The sequence below is a fragment of the Robinsoniella sp. KNHs210 genome, assembly GCF_000686105.1.
Lineage (GTDB): Bacteria > Bacillota > Clostridia > Lachnospirales > Lachnospiraceae > Robinsoniella > Robinsoniella peoriensis.
On sequence record NZ_JMLZ01000002.1, the window covers coordinates 5702892 to 5726770 of the forward strand.

The window sequence follows — 23879 nt, forward strand, 5'->3', positions numbered from 1 at the left end:
TTAGTAACTTGTAAAATTAAAACTATGATAAGGAGGAATCAGAATATGTCATTAGTAAAAATGAAAGACCTTTTAGAAAGAGCAAAGGCGGAAAAAACGGGATGCGGAGCATTCAGTGTGGGAAATATGGAAATGGTAAAAGGTGCCGTACGGGCGGCGGAAGAGACGAATACCCCGATTATACTGCAGATTGCAGAGGTGAGGTTAAAACATTCACCTCTGGAATTAATGGGACCGATGATGGTGCAGGCTGCAAAAGAAGCAAAAGTGGATATAGCGGTGCATCTGGATCATGGTCTGACAATGGAAACAGTGAAAAAGGCATTGGAATTTGGATTTACCTCTGTGATGTTTGACGGTTCTGCCTGCCCGTTTGAAGAAAATATGGCTAAGACAAAAGAGGTCGTGGAGTTAGCCAAAAAATATGAGGCAACAGTAGAAGCTGAACTGGGATTGGTTGGCGGTAGTGAAGATGGAAGCTGTGACCATGGGATTCGCTGCACGGATCCGGAAGATGCAAGGGTTTTCTGTGAAAAAACAGGCGTGGATGCATTGGCAGTAGCAATAGGGAATGCCCATGGCAATTATCCTGTTGCTCCCACACTTGCATTTGATGTTCTGGAGAAAATTCATCAAAATACGAACGTTCCGCTGGTGCTCCATGGAGGAAGCGGCATTACTGACGAAGATTTTCAAAGGGCAATTTCTCTTGGAATCTGCAAAGTAAATATAGCTACGGCGAGCTTTAACAGTCTGATAGAGAAAGTGGAAGCGTATATAGGTACGGATGGAAAACATAATTATTTTGATTTAAATACGGCAATGGAATCTGGGGTGTTTGAGAATGTCAAACGACATATTGAAGTATTTCAAACGATTTATAAAAATAGATGAGACATCTGGAATTTCCGGATGGAGTACCAGAGCGTGTTTGAAATTCATTCTCGCCATCTGCACGCCCCACTTTGCGGCATATTTGCCCCGGTTTCAGGTTATGTAGCCTGCTACGTGCCCTTTATCTGGGACAAATCTCCCACAAACTGTGACGTACGGCTGTCAGAAAGTAATTTCAGAACACGCTCTAGGTAATTAAATGAATCTCCACTTGTTTACCTGCCGGATATTCGATATAATAAAAAAAGACAAAGAGAGAGGCAGGAAAGTTATTTCAACCTCTCTTTTCTATATAAAAATGGTTTGGCGGGGTAAGATGTATGAAGAAAACAGGGATTTTCTTTTTGGGGGTATTGTGTATGGTACTATTGGCTGGATGCAGTAACCGACAAGAGTCAGTTTCGAAAAACGATGCTTATGTGATTGGCGTTGTTACGAAATCAAGAGACAGTGAGTATTGGATGTCGGTCTGTTCCGGTATGGAAAAAGCAGCTGATGAGGAAGGAGTCTCCGTTTTGATTGTTTCGCCGGATACGGAAACGGATGCCGTGCTTCAGAAGAAAATGATTCAGGACCTTCTGGATAAAAAGGTGGATGCATTGGCGGTGTCTCCTATTGATTCCTACAGTAATGCAGATTATATTAAAAAAGCAAATGAGATGGGGATACCGGTTTTTGCATATGACACGCAGATAGCGGATGCCAAGGTGCCTTATATTGGGATTGATAATGAAAAAACCGGATGGGAGCTTGGGAAATATATGGCAAAACAGCTTCATAATAAGGGGAAAGTTGGCATTATTTCCGGGGATTTGAAACAGATGGCACATGCTGGCAGAATCAAGGGATTTGAAGACTACATACAGAAAAATACAGATATTCAGGTGGCATTTGTGGAAAGCGGGTATAGTAATCTTCAGATGTCCGAACGGGAAATAACCAGGCTTATGAATGAAAATCCGGATATTTCCGGCATTCTTGCTACCAGCGCCGTGACTGCCCTGGGTATTATGGAGTATATGAAAGGAAGTCCGGTAGCCATTGTAACGGTGGATGCTCAGGAGGATGCCATTGAGGCGGTGAAAAACGGTGGGATAGCGGCACTTGCATCCCAGTCCGGTTATGAGATTGGGGAGGAGACCGTCCGGTATATCGTCAATCATAAAAAGGGAAGTGACCAGGAGGATCAGAAGATACTTCCGGTAGAAGTTATAACAAATGAAAATGTAGAAGATTATCAAAAAATAAAAGAAACATCATCATAATATATGCAGACCTAAAAATAAGACACAAAAATATAGAAATATTACAACAAGATAATTATCAGATTCTGGATCTGGTAAAATATATGCATACCTAATTAAAGACCCATAAAAATAACATACAAATCTAAAAATTCCCTTACTGGAAAATCTTTTGATATCAGCTAGAATATAGACATCAGATGGAGAAAGAAAGGCGGTAAGGAAATGTTATTTACGGTATTTAGTTTTTTACTTTGTATGGTTTTAGTGGGGTTTTATGTTGTAAAACAAACAAGAAAGTCAAGCCTGGATACACAGGATGGTTACTTTCTGGCAGGCAGATCACTCACCGCTCCAGTGATTGCAAGTTCGATTATTTTGACTAACCTGTCTACAGAACAGTTAATCGGACAAAGCGGTCAGGCATATGCGGCGAATATGGGGCCTATGGCATGGGAAGCTACTTCCTGTATCGCAACTATTTTCCTGGCAGCGCTCTTTCTGCCAAGGTATCTTAAGGCGGGTATTACAACGATACCAGAGTTCTTAGAAAAAAGGTATGATGGAAGGGTAAAGAGAATTGTCTCTGTATTATTTCTTCTGGGTTACTTATTCTGCTATCTGCCTACTGTATTGTATTCCGGGGCGCTGGTATTTAATCAGATTTTCGGAATTGATAAAATGCTGGGAAGTTCCCAGTTTATGGGTGTGGTAGTTACAGCTACGGCTTTGGGCATTATTGGAGCCACTTATGCTGTTATCGGCGGTTTGAAAGCATCTGCATCCGCAGACAGTATCTTTGGGGTTGGATTAATTATTGGCGGGTTTATGATTCCGCTATTAGGTCTGGCGTCTCTTGGAGGAGGAAATCCGCTGGTAGGAATCCAGCATTTGATTGAATTGATTCCAGCTGAAAAATTTAATGCGATCAATCCTGCAAATGCACAGGCGCCTATGGTTCCGTGGCCATTGCTCTTCACAGGTATGCTGTTTAATAACTTGTTTTACTGGTGTACCAATCAGTCTATTATTCAGAGAGCGCTTGCAGCAAAGAATTTAAAAGAAGCACAAAAAGGAGCTTTGCTGGCTGGAGCATTCAAGCTGCTGACACCACTCTTCATTACCTTCTGCGGCATTATAGCATATGGAAAATTCGGAACGACACTTACTAATTCCGATCTGGCATATCCAATGCTGGTTTTAGATGTATTACCGAAAGCATTACTGGGATTCTTTGCAGCGGTATTATTCGGTGCAATCTTAAGCTCCTTTAACGGCGCATTGAATGGTTCCATTGCCATGTACACACTGGATATACATAAACCATTATTTAATCCGGATGCAACGGATAAAGACCTGGTTAAAATAGGAAGGCGGTTCGGTTTCGGACTGGCAGCACTTTCCATCGTAGTAGCACCTCTGGTGAGTTTTGCACCTACCGGATTATATGATTTCCTTCAGTCTTGTTTTGGATTTTATAATATGCCGATTCTGGCTGCGGTGATCGTGGGAATTTTCTCAAAAAAGGTTCCGGCATCAGCACCGAAAATTGTTTTGATTTCACATGTTATCTTATATAGTATTTCAAAGTTTTTGCCATTGAATGTCCATTATTTATATATCTTAAGCGTATTGTTCATCATCGATGTGCTGGTATTACTGTTTATAGGAAAGATTCATCCAAGAGAAACGGATTTTGTCCTGGAGGATGTAAAAGCGGTAGATTTAACGCCCTGGAAACATATTAAAGCGGCATCTGTATTCTGCGTGGCAGGGCTTGTAGTATTATATATTATCTTCTCCCCACTGGGACTTGGAAAATAGTGAAAAACAATAACATGAAAAGAAGAGAGGTATCATTTATGAAAAAAATTAAAGTTGGAATTGCAGGTTTGGGAAGGTTAGGAAAAGTACATGCAGAAAATCTGGCATTTAAGATTCCTAATGCAGAATTGACGGCAGCATGTTCCATTATGCCGGCGGAACTTGATTATGCAAAAGAAGTGCTGGGTGTGGAAGATGTGTACAGCGATTACCGGGAGATGCTGGCAAAGGCGGATATTGATGCGGTTGCAATTGTTACAACCAGCGGAGAGCACTGCTGGCAGATAGAAGCAGCGTTAGATGCGGGAAAACATGTATTTTCCGATAAACCTCTGGGGGTAAATGTGGAGGAATGCCGTATAGCGGAAAAGGCTGTGGAACGCCATCCGGAGCTTGCGTTTTTCCTGGGATTCATGAGAAGATTTGATCCATCTTATGCCTATGCTAAGAAAAAGATAGAAGAAGGAGCAATAGGTACTCCTTATATGGTAAAAGCAACCGGTATCGACCCGGAAGCACTGGTAGACGGGGCAATCAGATTTGCTGCAACAAGCGGTGGTATTTTTATTGACATGGCAATTCATGATATTGATTTGATGCGCTGGTTCCTGGGCTCTGATCCGGTAGAAGTCTATGCCACAGGATCTACCTTTAAGCATCCGGAGTTTAAAGAAGCAGGCGATGATGAAACAGGTGTGGCAATGTATAAATGTGAAAATGGTGCTGTTGGTTTCGTGCATGTGGGGCGTACCGCACCTCACGGGTATCACGTAGAAACGGAAATCATCGGAACGGAAGGATCTATCCGAGTAAGCCCTGTTCCTGCTAAGAACCTGTGTATGATTTATAATAACCAGGGTGTGGTTCAGGAATGTGTCAGCGGATTTCCGGAGCGATTTGCCGAATCCTACCGCCTGGAAATGGAAGACTTTATTAACTGCGTGCAAAACGGAGTAAAGCCGGAAGTAACCGTATATGACGGGACGAAATCCACACAGATCGGATTTGCCACAACAGAAGCTTACCGCCAGGGTGGCATTGTAAAGATAGAATATTAGTCGGGTTTGTTAAAGCCCCGGCCCTCTGGGGACGGGGCTTAGAGCGTGTTTTAGAAAGCAATTTTAAACACTTTATATAGCCTGTTTGAAAATTTTATGTATAAATCTGTACGTCCTGCTTTTTGTAGGAATGCGCCAAATTTAGTCAGAGCAGCCCGCTGTGCCTCCTAAATTGCCGTATCACTCACAGAAAGCGGATCGTGCTCCGGGAAAAGGGGTATATATGATTCACAGTATACGCAGCAAAATCCTGCTGGCAATCGTCGGCATTACTCTGATTACGGCGTTGTCTATTACCATCGCCTTTTATTTTAAATCTGCTGATATGGTGGAAGATAATTATGGGAAGAACCTGTATGGGCGGATGGAGCAATTGGGGAATGTGTTTGATGATTCGCTGAAAGAGATCTACTATATTACGGTACAGGCTTCCTGCGACGGGGAAATGAAACAGCAGATTCAGGAATTTCAGAGGACTGGGAAGGAACTGGTTCTGGAAGATATCGCATCCACGCTTAAGACATATAAACGGCGTTACAGCGATATTGGTTCGGTTTATTTAGTGCTGCCGAATGAGGGGATTATTGTCACCTCTCAGGATTATCCCATCTATGAAAAACAGCTTCCTGAGAAAAAGACAGGTGAGATTGCACAGGCAGTATTTGCCGGGAGTATGCCTGCTATTGTGCAGGATCCGCTCAGATCATCGTCTAATTTTTTGTCTTATATGGACACGGTGGAAGATGAAGAAGGGAAAATACTGGGCTATATAATGGTTAATGTGGAAGAACGGACGATCTTCTATAAATATCTGGACGGGCTTTATGCACAGAAAACTACCCTTGCCATGATTTTAAATGAACAGGGGGAGATTGTATCTTCTCAAAATGCAGAAGATATGGGAAAGATTTATGAAAGTAAAGATTTTAACGTCTTATACAAAAATGGGTTTGCAAACAGCGGTGATAACAGTAAGCTGGGGGTTTTTTATAAAGGGACTTTCAGCGGCTACCAGTTTTTAATGGTAGTGGCCAGAAGTGAGATTCTAAAGGATCTGAATCAGCTGAAATACTTTCTGGCGGTGTTTTTAGCCATATTTGTACTGGCGGCAGTATTTATTGCCTACTTTATAACAAAGGCCATGTATAAGCCGCTTAAATGCCTTACAAATACTATGAAAGAAGTCAGCGGCGGAGAGCTGGATAAAAGAGCTGCAATTAATACAAACGATGAAATCGGTGAATTATCCGGAAATTTTAACAGCATGCTGGATCATATTAATGAACTGATCGGTCAGCTGGTGAAAGAAGAAATGCTGAAAAAGGATGCGGAACTGGAAGCGCTGCAATATCAGATTACACCGCATTTTATGTATAATACTTTGAATTCCATCAAGTATGCGGCGCTGCTGAAGGGAGAAAAAGAGCTGGGCGCAATGATCAGTGATTTTGTTGAATTACTGCAGGCAAGTATTAATAAAAAAGGGACATTTATCACAGTTGCGGATGAACTGCATATCCTGGAAAATTATATCCGGCTGCAGGAATTCCGATATGAAGGGAATTTTGCGGTAGATTATAAAATAGAGCCGGAAGCAAACGGGTGTTTTGTACCAAGGCTGTTATTGCAGCCTATGGTGGAAAATGCTCTGCTCCACGGTCTGGATATGAAAAATACGGACAGCAGGATTTTGATATGCGCAAGAGTTGATAATGAGCGGCTTTATCTGGAGGTGGAGGATAACGGCAGAGGCATGACACAGGAGCAGATGAAAATACTGCTGACACAAAAGGCAAGGAAGACAAGCGGATTAAGCAGCATTGGTGTGGCGAATGTGAGAGACCGTCTGGAATTGTATTACGGGGAAAAGGGCGGAATTTCTTATGAAAGCATCGGACATGGAACGAAAGCATGTCTCTTTCTTCCGGCATACAGAGAGGCGAATGAATACTCTGTTTAATCCCAAATTAGAAACAGGACAGATAATAACACGCAGTGGCAAAAGGAGTGGTGTGGGATGTTTCGTACAGTAATAGTAGATGATGATTTTTTAGTCAGGACATATTTAAAACAGCTCGAAGCCTGGAAGCGGGCAGGTTATGAGATCATAGGCGATGTGCGGGATGGAGAAGAGGCACTTGGCCTGATAGAAAAGTCTTTTCCAGATGTGGTAGTAACGGATATTTCCATGCCACTTATGGATGGAATTGAACTAATCAGAAGAATTCGGGAAAGAGACAGGGAAATATATATTATTGTGTTAAGCTGTCATGACGATTTTAATTATGTAAAAGAAGCCATGAAGCTTGGGGCGAATGAATATGTGCTGAAAAATTCCCTGGATGAAGAATCTCTGTATGAGCTTTTGGAAAATGCTAAACACCAGATGAAACATATGAGAGTAAGGCTGGATGAACGGGAACGGACCAGAAAGCTGATCAAAATGGGCAGCCATTCCCTGAAGTATCACTTTTTTAACCAGTTATTGTCAGGAACAATGTCATTGGAGGAAAGGGAGAAACAGAGGCTGGAGGCAGGAATTAACGGGAAGTTTATCAACAGTGCGGTAATCAATATGTTTATTCCGGACTGGGCGGGGGTAAAAGCACAATTGACGCCCCTGGAGGCGGATCAGTACAGTCAGATGTTCTTGCATACGCTGACGGAACAGCTGGAGCTGCTTCTTGGTACAGAGAGTGCCTACGTGGAAGAAATCTATTTAGGGGAAGGTGTCTTCTGCTGTTTTTTGGATTTATCCGCAATGTGCAGAAGCAGCCTGATGAAACAGAAGCTTACCAGTGTGGCTTCCGCCTGTTTTAAGTGCTGTAAACAGGAACCTTACGGGTATGCGGTAGGTGTGAGCAATATCTGTATTGGAGAAGATGGGATCCGTCAGGCATACCAGCAGGCAAGGGAAATGATTAAGCTGAAATTCTACGAGGACAATGACATCCTGTATTTTGACGGTGCAAAAACAATAGCCAGACAAATGCCGGAGGAAGCTAATAAGCTTCTGGAAGATATTCCCCGGATCATTGCCGGAAAAAAACAAGACGAACTACTGAACTCCTTTGAAAAGGTCATTGAAGCATGCCGAAAGAATTGTGCAGACAGTAAAGCGGTGGTGCACTGGCTGAAAAGCCTGGACGGTAAAGTAAAGCTGGAAAGAACGTCGGATGAATATGCAGCAATTATTAAAATTGAAAATCTGCGAAAAATCTGTGAGGATTATTGCAGGCGTTTGTTTTCAGACCATACAAAAGCGATTCCGAAAAATGTCAGTGCAGTTATAAAGCAGGCTTTGGAATATATACACGACCATTACCGTCATCAGATCGGACTGGGCGATGTGGCAGATGCGGCAGGAGTAAATCATGCGTACCTCAGTTATCTTTTTAAACAGGAAATGGGAATCGGATTCTCTAACTATCTTCTGGATTGCCGTATGGAATGTGCCAGGGAATTGCTGCGGGATACCGGATGCAAGATTAAAGAAGTGGCGGAACAATCCGGTTTCAATGATTACCATTATTTTTCAAAAGCGTTTAAAAAGCTAAATGACTGCAGCCCTGCAGATTACCGGAAGAACTGCAGCAGGTGAATTTGAATAGCAGATACCGGTAAGATGACAGGCAATGCAGGGCATCGTCCGTCCAGACTTTATACGCCGAAATGAAGGCGTTAATTCCCACTTGTCAAAACATATATTTTAGTCTATAATAAAAGAAAAAATGCGTGCATGTAACGCAAAACGCGGGCGTGAGTAAAAAAGTATATGAAAAAGGACGGATTGAGGGAAAATTATGGCAGGAACGATACAACAGATTGCAGACCTGGCGGGTGTCTCCAGAGGGACGGTGGACAGGGCGCTTAACAATCGTGGCAGGATTAAGCCTGAGGTCGCAGCAAAAATAAAAGAGATAGCCGATGAACTGGGCTATCAGTCTAACAGGGGGTTCAGAAACCCTGACAAAGGACAGCTGAAATTAAAAATAGGCATTGTGACGCATTTATCTAAGTCTTCTTTTATGATTCAGGTAAACAAGGGCATCAGCCAGGCAGCAGGGGAACTCCGGGAGCGGGGCGTGGAGATTCTTCTGCGGGACAGTGTCATCATTGACGAAAAGGCACAGCTTCAGGCGATCGAAGAACTGGAAGCGCTGGGAATTGATGGTCTGGCTATTATGCCGGTAGAATGTGACCTGATCCGGACGAAGATCAATCAGCTGACCGAAGAAAAGCACATTCCGGTCATTACTTTTAATTCGGATATAGTAGGGACGAAACGATGCTGCTTCGTCGGCCTGGATAACAGAAGAAGTGGTTATACGGCAGCAGGGCTTATGGGGATGCTCACCGGGAAAAAAGGTAAGATTCTGATTATTACAGGATATTTTACAAATAGTGTAAACAGTCTGCGCGTGGAAGGCTTTATAGAAGAGACGAAGCGTTCATTTCCGAATATGGAGCTGTTAGGCGTACAAAGCAGTTTTGACGAGGCACAGGAGGTAGAACGCATTATAGAAAACACCCTTTCTATGGTGCCGGATCTCGCAGGAATCTTTGTAGCATCCGGTGGGCAGGCGGGTGTGCGGCAGGCATTTGAAAAATTAAATCCGAAGCAGAGGCCTTATGTAATTATCTACGATTTAACACCGCGCAATGAAAAGGCGCTGCTGGAAGATGATGTAGATTTCCTGATTGACCAGGAAGGATATGAACAGGGGTACCGCCCGCCGTTTTTGCTGTATGATATGATTGTAAAGGGTGGATCTGCAGACCGGGAATTCGTTTATACGGATATCAATATCAAAACAAAATATAATTTATAATTAAGAAAAAGGGCGTTATGTTCTCTCTTGGCGAAGGAGGATATAGCGTCCTTTATCAATGGTTTAGAGCTGCAGTGTACGATTTCAGTTTTGAAAATACTGCTAAGATTAAATTTGGGTTTTGCTGAGTAATGACGCTTTGTAGATGTAGGTAGTGTACGGAAAGATGGGTGTGGGGAACTGGCATGGGCTCCGTCAGCTGGCCGCAGAACTGGTATTTTCTAACCTTTCCGAAGCGCTTTTTGGCGGCACGCGGGTATTCACCGAGAAATCCTGATGCATTTCTCGGTTCAGTACCCGCTTAGTATCCGATGGGAGCCAGTCGAATACTATCCGCCAAAAAACACTTCGAAAAGGTAAGTAAATACGCAGCTCTGCTCTACGCTTCCTACGCCCATACCAGTTCCCCACACCCATCTTTCCGAGATAGCATTCGTTGATACAAAGCTGGTTTTCTCAGCAGGTTGGAACCCCTGGGCTGTGGCAGGCTGTTCGTTATTGGATGCTGCTCAGTATGTTTCGGCTGTTTGTGTAAAAGAAGATGAAAGTTTGCTCCTTTTTCTGGTTACAGAATGAAAAACAAATTCCATTCTCAAGATTAGTTGCTTTATGCCAATAGCGTCCGGCATGCCACAACCCCGGGGCCCCACCCTGCTGAGAAAACCAGCTTTGTATCAACGAATGCTATCTCGGAAAGAGAAGGGGGCGGATCAGGACATTGGTTTGGAAGGCGTATAGCAGAGCTGCGTATTTACTTACCTTCCCGGAGTGCTTTTTGGCGGATAGTATTCGACTGGCTCCCATCGGATACTAAGCGGGCAGTGAGCTGCGAAATGCATCAGGATTTCGGAGCGAATGCCCGCGTGCCGCCAAAAAGTGCTCCGGGAAGGTTAGAAAATGCCAGTTCTGCGGTAAGCATTCCAAACCAATGTCCTGGTCCGCCCCCTTCTCTTTCCGTACACTACCTACATCTACAAAGCGTCATTAATCAACTAAACCCAAATAAAGTAATTAAGATCTAATTTGCGTGCAAATGCGTGCGATAATCTTTGTGAAAACGTTACAAATATATGAATAGAAAATTGTACAATACAGGGAAAGTACTGCAATGACTCAGAAATAGCTTGCACGCAATAAAAGTGTGTGCTATCATGAGTACATGAGAGAAAAGCGTGCTAAAGAACGCAAGAAAAGAAAAACTGTAAATGGAACGCGGAGTGGAAGCAGTTTCCGATCTGTGTTGAAATTCAAGTATGAGGTGAATGGAATGAAGTATGTTAAGTTTGATGAATCAAGACCAATGGATCTAGTACTGTTAGGGCGAGTGGCAATTGACTTTAATCCGGTGGATTATTTTCATCCATTATCGGAATCTACCACATTTAAAAAGTACGTAGGAGGTTCTCCTGCGAATATCGCAGTAGGCGTTACGAGACATGGCAAGAAAGTTGGATTTATCGGAAAAGTGTCTGATGACCAGTTCGGTGATTACGTTACAGAGTTTTTTAATAAAGAAGGAATTGATACTTCACACATTACAAGATGTACAAACGGAGAAAAACTGGGTCTCACATTTACAGAAATTCTTTCTCCTGACGAAAGCAGCATTTTGATGTACCGCAACTGCATTGCAGATCTTCAGCTGTCGGTGGATGATGTGGATGAAGAATACATAAAGAACGCAAAGGCAATTTTAATCTCCGGTACCGCCCTTGCACAGAGCCCCTCCAGGGAAGCTGCATTAAAAGCAGTGATGCTGGCAAAGAAAAACGGAACTGTTGTAGTCTTTGATATTGATTATCGTGAATATAACTGGAAGAACAGTGATGAAATTTCCATTTACTATGCTTGTGTGGCAAAAGAAGCGGATATTATTCTGGGATCCAGGGAAGAATTTGACCTGACAGAAAAGCTGATACAGCCGGGAAGAGATGATAAGACAACGGCACAAAGCTGGCAGAATGAAAATGCGAAGATCGTGGTCATCAAGCACGGCAGAAAAGGTTCCACAGCTTATACGAACGATGGCAACAGCTATAGTATTAAACCATTTCCAGTTACTGCACTGAAATCATTCGGCGGCGGAGACGGTTATGCATCCGGATTTTTGTATGGCATTTTTGAAGGATGGGATATGATCGAATGTCTGGAATTTGGAAGTGCAGAAGCAGCGATGATGGTACGCAGCCATTCCTGCTCCGAAGAACTCCCGAATCCCGATGAAGTTAAGAAGTTTATAAAAGAAACAAAAGACCAGTATGGTGAAATGATTGCAAGAGTATAAGGAGGCGGATAGGAAATGGAATATACAAAGATGACGGTTGCGCAGGCATTGGTAAAATTCCTGGATAACCAGTATGTAGAATTTGATGGAGTGGAAACAAAGTTTGTAGAAGGTATCTTTACAATTTTCGGACATGGAATTGCCGTTGGTTTAGGCCAGGCGTTAGATGAGAATCCCGGAGATCTGAAGGTATTCCAGGGCAGAAACGAGCAGGGAATGTGTCATGTGGCTACTGCATTTGCGAAACAGCACAACAGAAGAAAAATTATTCCCTGTGCATCGTCCGTGGGACCGGGAGCTGCAAATATGGTGACGGCAGCAGCTACCGCTACTGTGAATAATATTCCGCTGCTGGTATTTCCGGCAGATACCTTTGCCAACAGACAGCCCGATCCGGTACTGCAGCAGTTAGAGCAGAGCAGCAGTTTATCTATCACAACCAATGATGCATTTAAGCCTGTGTGTAAATACTGGGACCGCATTGTCCGTCCGGAACAGCTGATGACAGCAATGATTAATGCCATGCGTGTATTGACGGACCCGGCTGAAACAGGTGCTGTATGTATCGGAATCTGTCAGGATGTGGAAGGCGAATCTTATGAGTACCCGGAATATTTTTTCCAGAAGAGGGTACACAGAATTACAAGGCCGGTGGCAGTGGAAGAAGAAGTAGAAGATCTGGCAGCGATTATTGCCGGAGCTAAAAAACCGCTGATTGTGGTTGGCGGCGGCGTAAAATATTCAGAAGCAGGCGAAACAGTTGAAAAATTCTGTGAAGAATTCAACATTCCGTTTGGTGAGAGTCAGGCAGGAAAAAGTGCCTGTAAATCCAGTCACCAGTACTGTCTTGGAGGAATTGGCGTAACCGGCACACTGGCTTCCAATACCATTGCAGAAGACGCAGATGCCGTGATTGCAATCGGAACCAGATTATCTGATTTTACAACCGGTTCCAAGAACCAGTTTAAGAATCCGGATGTGAAGGTTGTGACTATCAATAACAATAAATTCCATGCTTATAAATTGGATGCGGTAAAAGCTGTTGGGGATGCAAAAGTAACCCTGGAGGCGCTGTCACAGAAACTGAGGGAACGCAATTATAAATCCGCTTATACGACAGAGATAACAGATGCAAAAGCTGCATGGGACAAAGAAATGGAACATTTGGCAAAATATGCATATGACGATCAGTTTGAACCTATGGTAAAAGCCAGAGACCCAAGAACGATTCCGGAATTCGTAGAACTGACCGGCGGGGTAATTACCCAGACTGCTGCGTTGTGTGCAATTCGGGAGGTAATCCCGGAGGATGCAACCATTATAACGGCAGGGGGCAGCCTTCCAAGCTGTATGCAGAGAATCTGGACTACCGATAAAAGAGGCGGCTACCATGCGGAATACGGATACTCCTGTATGGGATATGAAGTGGCAGCGGCTCTTGGTGTAAAACTGGCTGAGCCGGATAAAGAAGTATATACGGTTGTGGGAGATGCTTCGTTCCAGATGCTGCACAGTGAAATTATGACTGCTATGCAGGAAAGAGCCAAAATCAATATCCTGGTATTTGACAATTGTGGATTTGGTTGTATCAACAATCTGCAAATGAATAATGGCATTGGAAGCATTGGCACAGAATTCCGCTACCGGGATACGAATAATGAAACAAAAGGAAACCTGATTCCGGTAAGTTATGCAAAAGTTGCAGAAGGTTATGGCCTGAAAACTTACACCGTTAAGACAATTGATGAATTAAAAGCTGCTTTGGAAGATGCGAAAAACCAGGATAATGCAGTCCTGATTGACTTAAAAGTAATTCCAAAGACTATGACGGACGGTTACAAGTCCTGGTGGAATGTAGGTCTTGCAAGCACTTCCGGGATGGAAAGTGTGCAGGAAAAGTATACGGAACTGGAAGCAGAGAGATATAAAGCCAGACGATATTAAAATTACCGTAAAGGTTTTGTACCAGCAAAATTAATAGCAAAATCCAATTAAATTATCAGCTAAGCTGAAATAAAAAAGCCATAGGAGGCACAGTCATGTTTAACAAAGAAAAAGTAAAATTAGGAATTGCACCAATTGCATGGACCAACGATGATATGCCGGATTTAGGAAAAGAAAATACTTTTGAACAGTGCGTAAGTGAGATGGCACTTGCGGGATATACCGGTTCCGAAGTTGGAAATAAATATCCTGCAGATCCTGTTGTTTTGAAAAAGGCACTGGATCTTCGCGGAATCCAAATCTGTAATCAGTGGTTTTCCAGCTTTCTAACCACACAGCCTTATGAAGAGACCGAAAAAGCTTTTATTGAACAGGTGAAATTTTTACAGGCGATGGGTTCTAAGATCATCGGTGTGTCGGAGCAGGGACACAGTGTGCAGGGACAGCTGGAAACACCAATCTTTGGCTGTAAATACATTATGAATGATGAAGAATGGGATAAAGTCTGCACCGGATTAAATAAACTTGGTAAAATAGCAAAAGAATATGGAATTACTTTGACTTTCCACCATCATATGGGAACGGTTATCCAGGATCCGGACGAAGTGGAACGACTGATGGCAGGTACCGATCCGGAATATGTAAATCTCTTATTTGACAGCGGACATTTTACTTACTGCGGTGCTGACCCTCTTGAAATGGTTCAGAAATACAGCAACAGAATAAAACATGTGCATTTAAAAGATGTGCGCCCGGAAGTAGTTGAAAAGGTAAAAGCAGAGAAGTTAAGCTTCCTTGCAGGTGTCAGATTGGGAGCATTTACGGTTCCGGGAGACGGATGTATTGACTTTGATCCGATCTTCAAAGTGCTGGAAGATGCCGGATATGAAGGATACATGGTAGTAGAGGCTGAACAGGATCCTGCAAAAGCGAATCCATTGGAATATGCAATAAAAGCTAGAAAGTTCATTACTGAAAAGACTGGTCTGTAAGAATTATTCATTTAAAGAAAAGGAGAATTATCATGGTAAAAGTAGGTATTATAGGTGCAGGAAGAATTGGTAAAGTACATACAAAGAGTATTTGTAATCTGGTAAAAAATGCGGAAATTAAAACAATCGCAGATCCGTTTATGAACGAAGAGACGGACAAATGGGCACACAGCATGGGTGTGGCAAATACAACGAAAGATTACAAGGAAATCCTTGCAGATCCGGAGATTGATGCAGTGCTGATCTGCTCATCTACCAATACGCATTCCCCGATTTCCATTGAAGCAATCAAAGCCGGAAAACATGTTTTTTGTGAAAAACCCATCGATCATGATGTAGCTAAGATTAAAGAAGTAATGGATGCTTTAAAGGATTCTGACGTGAAATACCAGGTTGGATTTAACCGCAGATTTGACCATAACTTTGAAGCGGTAAAAAATGCCGTAACCGCAGGACAGATCGGCGATCCCCACATTATCAAAGTGACCAGCAGAGATCCGGAACCACCAAGTGCGGAATATGTAAAGGTATCCGGAGGAATTTTCCTGGATATGACCATCCATGATTTTGATATGGTTCGATTCCTGGCTGGCTGCGATGCAACGGAAGTTTATGTACAGTCTGCAGTTTTGGTAGATCCAAGTATTGGAGAAGCAGGCGATGTGGATACAGCTGTCATTACTCTTCAGATGGAAAACGGTGCCATTGCAGTCATTGACAATTCCAGAAAAGCAGCTTATGGATACGATCAGCGTGCAGAAGTATTTGGCTCTAAGGGTATGGTTGCAACGGTAAATGATACACAGTCCAGCGCAGTCATCAGCACAGCCGAAGGCGTAACCGGAGAAAAGCCGCTTTACTTCTTCCTGGAACGTTACATGGATTCCTTTGCGAAAGAAATGAATTGCTTTATAGATGCAATTGAAAATAATACGGATACACCTCTAGGAGTAGAAGACGGTTTGAAGCCGGTAATTATGGGATTGGCGGCGAAAAAATCAGTAGAAGAGCACAGACCGGTTAAGATTTCCGAGATTCAGTTATAGAACCAGTGATTATATGGAGCGTACCAGAGCGTGTCTGAAAATTCATTCCTGCCATCTGCATGTCCCATTTTGCGGCATATTTGCCCCGAATTCAGGCTACGTAGCCCGCTACGCGCCCTTCATTCGGGACAAATCTCCCGCAAACTGTGACGCACAGCTGTCAGATAGCAATTTTCTGACACGCTCTAGGGCTTTGACTTCAGACACGCTCCAGAGTCATATATAAACATCATATAAATGAAAGGAAGCGGATAGAATGAGTAAGGTATTTGGTTATCCAGGATTTAACGAGGCGGGAGAGAAGGTTCTCACTACCTATGACAATGATTATAAAGAAATGATGATGGATATTCGTGTGTTCAAAATGAAAAAGGGCGATGTTAAGAAATTAGTGAAGTCCGGGGAAGAGACTGCAGTGCTTTTGTTAAATGGCCGCATTACCATCAAGTGGGAAGAGAAGGAAAAGGAAGTCAGCAGAAAAGATGTGTTTACGGAAGGCCTCTGGTGCCTGCATGTGTGTAAAGGCGTGGAAGTCAGCGTAGAGGCTTCTATGGATACACAGATCCTTGTCCAGTCTACTTTCAACGACAGAACCTTTGACAGTAAGTTCTACGGGCCTGAGGATGCTCCATGGATTTATTCCTGCAAGGGTAAGTTTGGAGATACGGCTGTTCGTCGTGTAAGTACTGTTTTTGATTACGAAACAGCGCCTTATTCCAATATGGTATTAGGAGAAGTATTAAATGACCGTGGTAACTGGTCGGGATACATTCCACATCAGCATCCCCAGCCGGAAACATATTACTTTCTGTTTGACCGTCCGGAAGGATTTGGTGCGAGTTTCATTGGGGATGAGGTCTATAAAATTAAAGACGGCAGTTTTTCCGCAATACCAGGGGGAAAGACACACCCACAGGCAGCGGCACCGGGATATCAGATGTATACCTGTTGGATGATCCGTCATCTGGAGGGGAATCCCTGGACGGACCGTATTGATGATGAGCGTTATACCTGGCTGTATGATGCAGAATTTTAGATATAAGTAGTTATATAGAAAGGCAGCCCCATTACCTGGTGGAAAGTCTGCGGTTAACCGGCTGCCGGACAGAGGAGAAAATGAAAGGTTGAAAGAATAAATAAGAAATGGAAGGATGCCACGCAGTGATTCTTTCAACCTGTTTAATTTGTGGCAGTATTACAGGCAAGCCTGGAATATGCAAGGGGAATAAAAATGGGAAGAGATTTTATCGTTCCGGGACAGATGATTACCGGTTCCGGCGCACTTACCATGGCAGAAGAAATTTTAAGAGGGTTTGGAAAAAAAGCGCTGATCATTACAGATAAAGTGATGATTCAGCTGGGAAATGCAGCGCATGTAGAAGAAGCCCTGAAAAACCAGGGAATAGAGTATGTAATATATTCCGAAATAGTGGGTGAGCCCACCGACAAAATGATTGAAAACGGGCTGAGTATGTATTTAAAAGAAAAATGTGATTTTCTGATTGCGCTGGGCGGAGGAAGCCCCATTGATTCCATGAAGGCAATCGGAGCGCTGGCAACAAACGGCGGCAAAATCGCTGACTATATGGGAAAAGTGATTAAAGTGCCCACACCTCCTATGGCGGCAATTCCCACAACAGCAGGTACCGGTTCTGAGGCAACGCAGTTTACCATTATTACGGATACAAAAAAAGATATTAAAATGCTATTAAAGGGTCAGGTATTGATGCCTGCTCTTGCAATTATAGATCCGCAGTTTACCATGACGGCACCTCCCAAGATAACGGCAGCTACCGGTCTGGACGCATTAACCCATGCAATTGAAGCCTTTACCTCCAGAAAGGCACAGCCCCTTTCCGATACGTTTGCCCTTTCCGCAGTAAAGAGAATCTTTGCTTATCTGCCGGCAGCCTTCCGGGAGGGAACAGATCTAACGGCAAGAGAACAGATGTCTATCGCTTCACTGGAAGCAGGAATTGCATTTAATAATGCATCGGTTACGATTGTGCATGGCATGAGCCGTCCTATCGGAGCGCTGTTCCACATTGCACATGGTTTATCCAATGCGATGCTGTTAAAAGAATGTCTGGGTTTTGTGCTGGATGGGGCATATGACCGGTTTGGAGAACTGGGCAGGGCAGTGGGAGTCGCTACTGACCTGGATTCAGACGAAGCAGCAAGCTGGAATTTCTTAAAAGCAGTAGAAACTATTTGCAGAGAACTGGCAACACCAAGCTTCGAAGAATATGGCATTAATAAACAGGAGTTCATGAGTGTTGTGGAAAAGATGGCTCTGGATGCCATGGACAGCGGAAGTCCTCAAAATAGCAGAAAAGAAGTGAGTAAAGAAGATCTGGAGCAGATTTACCGCAATCTGTGGTAATAATCTGCAGGTAAATGCAAGGAAAGTAATCTTTTATGATTGATTTATCATATGAGATTACTTTCCTTTTTTAATGCTGCAGCGGCCAGCCCTTTAACAGGGGGGCTGCTCCAGTGACTGTATAAAAGCACTGGGTGACATCCCTTCATTATTTTTAAACACCCTGCTGAAATAAAGTGCATCTGTGTAACCAGTTTGTTCCGCAACATCTTTTAACAGAATCTGGGGATTTTTTATCATTAAACTTTTTGCCATTTCCAGTCGCAGTGAAGTAATGTATTTACTGGGTGAGATTCCAAAAGCTTCTTTGAAAAGGGTTGTGATATATTTTTCGTTATAGCCCCAGATATCGTAAAAGACTTTGTAGGTGATCTGCTGTGTAAAGTTTTTATCCAGATACGCGCGAATGTCATCTACCAGCTGAGAGGAGGATTTTTTTTGCTGTATGTGTTCCGGGAACAATATTTTAGTCAATTCAAGCAGAAGGTTCTCAAATAACTCTTCGTAGGAATCGGAAGAGGCAATGATTTCGGTTGGATCGAACAAAATCTGGGATGCATTAGGACTTACGTGAATAGCGGCACTTGCTATATGGCGTACGTCTGCGAGCAGCTGGAATTGGGTAGTATCCGATTCCTGCCACCATGCTGTCATTTGGGAAAGGATATTTTTTAGTTCATTTTCAGTAGTGCCGGGCCTGAATTTTCCGGCCAGTGCAACGATGTTATCAGAAATTTCTATGGCATTTTTCTTAGTACAGGCATCATCCTGGATTAAAAAACTGTTTTTGCCAAAGGGCAAATGAAACAGGGTAAACAGGTAAGCATTTTGCATTAAATCTTTAATCTCTTCGCCGCTATGAACAACGGCAGATAAAACAAAATTCACGTAGGTGTCTGATTTTTGGGCATTTTCCCGGATCTCCCGGACCACCGGAAGAATGTCCATTTTCTTATCTGAAGGAGTGACAATGGCATAGACGAATTCATTATAGTAATTACCCCGGAAGGAATAAACCGGGAGTTGGTATTTTTCGATAATGCCATCTAAAAATGAAGTATCCAGATTCCTTACAATTTCGCCGGACAGATTGAATTCGGAATAAGTATTATTGACAATGGAGCCATAATAAGAAAACAACAGGTGAAGGCTGCAGTGTGCCAAAGGATTAAAAGTAAAATCCGTAAGCACTCTTTTGAAAAAGCAGGAGCGGATATATTCCATCTGTACCTGAGAGCTTTTGCTATTAATTTCCTGTTTCATTCCGTTTAAAAGTTTTGCTAATTCTTCCGGATCCACAGGCTTTAACAGGTAGTCAGATACACCCAGTGTAATTGCTTTTTTTGCATACTCAAATTCTGCAAATCCGGTTAAAATTACGAACTTTGCAGTGGAATTTTGTTTTTTAGCTTCAGCGATCAGTGTCAATCCATCCATCAGCGGCATTTTGATATCTGTGATTACGATGTGCGGGTGGTGTTCCTGAATCAAATTCAGGGCATTTTCTCCGTCATATGCAGTGCCGGATATGATAAATTTGTCAGATATCATGGTTATTGCTGCACAAATCCCTCTTAAAATAGCAGGTTCATCTTCAGCAATTATTATTTTAATTTGATTCATCATCAATAAATCCTCCAATCTCAATTGTAGTCAGATTATCTTCTGTCTGTATATGAAAATATTCCAGTCCCCGGTAATAGATAGAGAGGCGCAGAATTGTATTTTCTAATCCAAACCCCTGTTGTTCCAGATTGTTTTCCACCTCCCGCCCTTCCAGAAAGGCTTTTTTAAACTGATCGAACCGGTTGTAGAGCTGGTTGATTTTTTCCTGATTAAATGGCTGCCCATTGTTGGATACAGCTGCCAGCCACCGATTCTCCCTGCGGTAGGATCGGATATGGATTTTCCAGACCGGTGGAACATTTTGAAAGCCGTGCTGAAAACAATTTTCAATAATCGGCTGCAGGATTAATTTCGGAACATTGATATCATCCAGGGTAGGATCCAGATCCCATCTGTAATCCAACATATGCTCGTGCCTCATTTTCATAATATAGAGATAACTTTTTATGTTATCAAACTCATCTTTCAGACGAACGGTCCGATGGTTGAAGTTGATAGAATAGCGCAGCAGGTTAGCCAGTTCCGTACACATTTTAGGAACGGTCGTATTGCCCTGTTCTAAACCGTAGGCGCCGATTACAGACAGGGTATTATATAGAAAATGTGGATTCAGCTGGGCTTCCATTGCATCAAAATGAGCTTTTACCGCCCGTTCACGTATCTCCATGATATGAATATTCTGAAGCCGCATTTTATTCAGGATTTCTTCAATACCGCTGGTCAGTACCACAATTTCATTATTGCTGGACTGGATATCTAAGTGGATATCCTGGTTTAATTCCAGGTGGTATAAATTATTACGGAGGGTGCGAAGGGGCTGAGTCAGGTTCCTGGTAATAATAAAAAGGAAGAGCAGTAATATGATGAATGCGGCTATGTAAGATAAAATGATGGTTTTCGCCATGGAATTCACCTGCATGGTGTAAGTATGGATATCTCTTTTGATGAGGATTGTCCATCCGGTTAATTCCGAATGGCTGTATGCCATCAATGAATTTTTATCTGCATAATAATATCCGATGGGCTGTTCAAAGGTTTCCCCTTTGTAAAGCTCTTTTATCTGGTTGTCAGGGGTGTCGGGTATATTATGATAGAGCAGTTTCCCGGAATCATCCAGTAATAATAGCTGATAAGTGTCGTCGCTGTTGGGGAGCTTTAAAAGCTCGTCTAATTCCTCGGCTTCTATATTATATTCCAGTACCCCGTAGGTGTGGTAAGTATCCCGGATGGGCCTTGACACTGTCAGCGTCAGATGAGCATCTGAGGACCAGTAATCCGGATGGGGCGGAAAATATAACTTATATTTTTTCGTAGTTAAAGCTTCCCGAACTGTGGGTATGTCCCGGATTTCATCTTTTGTCATTGGTTTGGAATTGAGAGACTGCTGGTTAATCTGCGTCCCCAGGTAATCGTAATAGCGGCTGATGTAATGAATGCTGCGATTTGCCTTCGTGGTAGCCAGCACAGACAGCAGTATCCCATCTACATCAGAAGTGATGGTGGGATGCTGAAGAAAATAGTTATAGGGTGTCTCAGGTATATGAAATACGATGTCCGTGAATGCCTTTGAGGCATGGAGCGTCACCAGGTCTTTGTCCACATTGACCAGCATATCTTCAATTCTGGACTGAATCAGGTTCAGGGAGTCCAGGCTGTTGGATTGAAGATTGTTCTGCAAAAGCCGGTTGTTATACTGGAAAAAGAAGGTGCCGCTTGCAAATAAAATCAAGGTAACAATCAGACTGAAAGATAAATATAACTTATAATGATACGGCAATTTTTGCATCATGGGGAACACCTCGTTCTTATTAATCCTTTTTGCCAGATGAAGCAGCAAAAATTTAATAATTTTAAGATAATCATACCACTAAGACCGAGGTTTTTGAAGACTTTATTTAAATTGTTCATATCTTGAATGTGATCTTTGCTGTAAGTTTGTGGGGGTAACCTTTCCGACATAGGGCATCTATCCCGCAGAGATATGTGCAATGATGAAAACGATACAGAATATATAAGAAAATGAAGTTAAATATGTTATGAAGCAGCAGAATATGTTGTTGCTATTGCATTATTGGACAAAAACTGTATATTTAGGATAAAATTCTCATTTAATATGCAGAAAAAAGAAAGAAGGTTATCTATGAAGATAAATAAAAATCTGATGAACAGAAATCATGAAGCACTGAAACGAACCCAGAAGGATATTAACTGGCTGGTATTTCATTACGTGGGCGCATTGGGCGATGCCAGGGAAAATACGGAATATTATAAAAATACGGATATCAATGCTTCGGCAGATTTTTGGGTAGGCTTTGCAGGGGATATCTGGCAGGGAAATGATTATTGGAATTACTATTCCTGGGCGATTGGAGGGGGACTTCAGGGAGATGGACCGCATCCGTATTTTCAAATTGCTAAGAATGTGAATTCGGTCAGTGTAGAAATGTGTGTACGGAAACGCAGCAGGCAGACAATGAATGCCACCGATAAGGACTGGTATTTTGAGGATGCTACCGTGGAATCGGCGGCAGAATTGGGTGCTTATCTGATGAAAGAGCTGGATATCGACATAGACCATGTGATAAGGCATTACGACGTAAATGCGAAAGTATGCCCGAATCCTTTTGTATATGACACCGGGAAAATATCCTGGAACGGGTTTAAGAAAAAAATTGTAGATTATTATAATAAAATTCCGGGAACGAAGGCGAATAGGGTAAAAAAGGAACAGACAGAAACGGAGTACAGTGTACAGGCAGGAGTTTTTCAAAATCAGTCAAATGCACAGAATATGATGGCGCTTATGAAAGAAAAAGGATTTGATGCAATACTGAAATCAAAGAATGGACAGTATATTGTTCAGTGTGGAACCTTTTCCAATAGAAGCAATGCAGAGGCATTGGTTCTGAGATTGAAGAGTCAGGGGATTTCAGCAATTATTAACTAGAAATCATTTTAGAGACAAGCATTGCAACTTTATGGGTAACGGGGTGTATTATGAATTATAAATTGATTAATACCTGGCTTGTGAAATATGATATAGTCCTTGAACAAAGTTTTGTTGAGGCACTTCGTCAGCTTGCTAATAAATATACCGGTAAAAAATTAAGCGAACTCTACACGGAATTGGGGTGTACTAAGACTGATATTTCACGTTGGGAGTCTAATCCATGCAGTACCCATGCTCTGTGTAAGGAGTCTAAAAAAGCTGTAATTATTAAGGCGGCACTTCTGTTTGACCTGGACCATCAGCAAAGTGAATTACTTGCAAATAAGGCAGGACTATCCCTATGTCAATATAAAGAAGGTCTGGCTAAAATCTGTGAAAATTACAATGAGAATTATAAGGTTTTACTACAAAAAGCATCCGTAAGCGAAAGAATGTTTCAATATTATTTAAAAGGTAAAGTGCCTACAAAACAAGCACTGCTAGCAATCGCTATCTCATTGGATCTTTCATTTGCTGAATTAGATGACTTGCTGCATGCCTATGGTTACAATTTATCAAAGAGTTTGCCAAATGACGCAGTGGTATTGTGGTTTTTAAAAAGCAACAGTGAAAATACAAATCGAAAATTTTTACTTGATTCGATAAATGAGGTATTAGCAGAATTAGAGCTGCCGGTACTCATGACTAAACTAATAAATCGATAAAATTTTAAAAATATTCAGTGTTATATTATTTAACAAAGTAAGTTACAGAAAATTTCGGGTTTTTTAATTGTTTTTCTGCTATAAATAATAATATAATT

At 42.4% G+C, this 23879-nt stretch carries 19 protein-coding genes; 17 read left to right on the forward strand and 2 right to left on the reverse strand.

Going from position 1 to position 23879, the window contains the following annotated elements; translation table 11 throughout:
* The first annotated feature begins 45 nt into the window (after positions 1–45).
* The 15 genes from CD03_RS0131235 (at position 46) to CD03_RS0131305 (ending at position 18501) form a co-directional block, all read left to right on the forward strand.
* Positions 46–894, forward strand: a complete 849-nt coding sequence (locus tag CD03_RS0131235) for a class II fructose-bisphosphate aldolase (RefSeq protein ID WP_027296982.1) — start codon at positions 46–48, stop codon at positions 892–894.
* Positions 895–1253: 359 nt separating this feature from the next.
* Positions 1254–2159 (forward strand): substrate-binding domain-containing protein, encoded by a 906-nt coding sequence (locus CD03_RS0131240; protein ID WP_242849175.1) that lies wholly within the window; start codon positions 1254–1256, stop codon positions 2157–2159.
* A gap of 204 nt (positions 2160–2363) precedes the next feature.
* Positions 2364–3962, forward strand: a complete 1599-nt coding sequence (locus tag CD03_RS0131245) for a solute:sodium symporter family transporter (protein WP_027296984.1) — start codon at positions 2364–2366, stop codon at positions 3960–3962.
* A gap of 38 nt (positions 3963–4000) precedes the next feature.
* Positions 4001–5020, forward strand: coding sequence for a Gfo/Idh/MocA family protein (locus CD03_RS0131250; RefSeq protein WP_027296985.1), 1020 nt, complete (start codon positions 4001–4003; stop codon positions 5018–5020).
* Between the two features lie 223 nt (positions 5021–5243).
* Complete coding sequence (locus CD03_RS0131255; RefSeq protein ID WP_027296986.1) at positions 5244–6980, forward strand: sensor histidine kinase; 1737 nt, start codon at positions 5244–5246, stop codon at positions 6978–6980.
* A gap of 57 nt (positions 6981–7037) precedes the next feature.
* Positions 7038–8621: a response regulator gene (locus CD03_RS0131260; RefSeq protein ID WP_027296987.1), complete on the forward strand. Its 1584-nt coding sequence runs from the start codon at positions 7038–7040 to the stop codon at positions 8619–8621.
* Positions 8622–8823: 202 nt separating this feature from the next.
* Positions 8824–9852, forward strand: coding sequence for a LacI family DNA-binding transcriptional regulator (locus CD03_RS0131265; RefSeq protein ID WP_027296988.1), 1029 nt, complete (start codon positions 8824–8826; stop codon positions 9850–9852).
* A gap of 154 nt (positions 9853–10006) precedes the next feature.
* A complete protein-coding gene (locus CD03_RS39105; RefSeq protein ID WP_255348045.1) occupies positions 10007–10129 on the forward strand; it encodes a hypothetical protein in 123 nt (40 codons plus the stop codon).
* 990 nt (positions 10130–11119) lie between these two features.
* Complete coding sequence (gene iolC, locus CD03_RS0131280) at positions 11120–12136, forward strand: 5-dehydro-2-deoxygluconokinase (protein ID WP_027296989.1); 1017 nt, start codon at positions 11120–11122, stop codon at positions 12134–12136.
* Positions 12137–12151: 15 nt separating this feature from the next.
* The gene (gene iolD / locus CD03_RS0131285; protein WP_027296990.1) at positions 12152–14080 is read left to right on the forward strand and encodes a 3D-(3,5/4)-trihydroxycyclohexane-1,2-dione acylhydrolase (decyclizing); all 1929 of its coding nucleotides are present in this window, start codon (positions 12152–12154) and stop codon (positions 14078–14080) included.
* A 95-nt stretch (positions 14081–14175) separates the two neighbouring features.
* Positions 14176–15072, forward strand: coding sequence for a myo-inosose-2 dehydratase (iolE, locus tag CD03_RS0131290; RefSeq protein WP_027296991.1), 897 nt, complete (start codon positions 14176–14178; stop codon positions 15070–15072).
* Between the two features lie 32 nt (positions 15073–15104).
* Positions 15105–16118, forward strand: a complete 1014-nt coding sequence (gene iolG, locus CD03_RS0131295; protein ID WP_027296992.1) for an inositol 2-dehydrogenase — start codon at positions 15105–15107, stop codon at positions 16116–16118.
* A gap of 13 nt (positions 16119–16131) precedes the next feature.
* Positions 16132–16344 (forward strand): DUF6783 domain-containing protein, encoded by a 213-nt coding sequence (locus tag CD03_RS39715; protein ID WP_081820443.1) that lies wholly within the window; start codon positions 16132–16134, stop codon positions 16342–16344.
* Between the two features lie 30 nt (positions 16345–16374).
* On the forward strand, positions 16375–17154 hold the full coding sequence (locus tag CD03_RS0131300; protein ID WP_027296993.1) for a 5-deoxy-glucuronate isomerase: 780 nt from the start codon (positions 16375–16377) through the stop codon (positions 17152–17154).
* 195 nt (positions 17155–17349) lie between these two features.
* Complete coding sequence (locus CD03_RS0131305) at positions 17350–18501, forward strand: iron-containing alcohol dehydrogenase (protein ID WP_027296994.1); 1152 nt, start codon at positions 17350–17352, stop codon at positions 18499–18501.
* Between the two features lie 93 nt (positions 18502–18594).
* Here CD03_RS0131305 and CD03_RS0131310 read toward each other — a convergent pair whose 3' ends face one another.
* Both CD03_RS0131310 and CD03_RS0131315 read right to left on the reverse strand, forming a co-directional pair.
* Complete coding sequence (locus CD03_RS0131310; protein ID WP_027296995.1) at positions 18595–20127, reverse strand: response regulator transcription factor; 1533 nt, start codon at positions 20125–20127, stop codon at positions 18595–18597.
* The gene (locus CD03_RS0131315) at positions 20111–21916 is read right to left on the reverse strand and encodes a cache domain-containing sensor histidine kinase (RefSeq protein ID WP_027296996.1); all 1806 of its coding nucleotides are present in this window, start codon (positions 21914–21916) and stop codon (positions 20111–20113) included. The genes CD03_RS0131310 and CD03_RS0131315 overlap by 17 nt, the downstream gene beginning before the upstream one ends.
* A 351-nt stretch (positions 21917–22267) precedes the next feature.
* Here CD03_RS0131315 and CD03_RS35470 point away from each other — a divergent pair, with 351 nt between their 5' ends.
* A complete protein-coding gene (locus CD03_RS35470) occupies positions 22268–23074 on the forward strand; it encodes an SPOR domain-containing protein (RefSeq protein ID WP_052378064.1) in 807 nt (268 codons plus the stop codon).
* A gap of 50 nt (positions 23075–23124) precedes the next feature.
* Entirely contained in the window at positions 23125–23781 is a 657-nt protein-coding gene (locus tag CD03_RS0131325) for a hypothetical protein (RefSeq protein ID WP_027296997.1), read from the forward strand.
* The last annotated feature ends 98 nt before the right edge of the window (positions 23782–23879 follow it).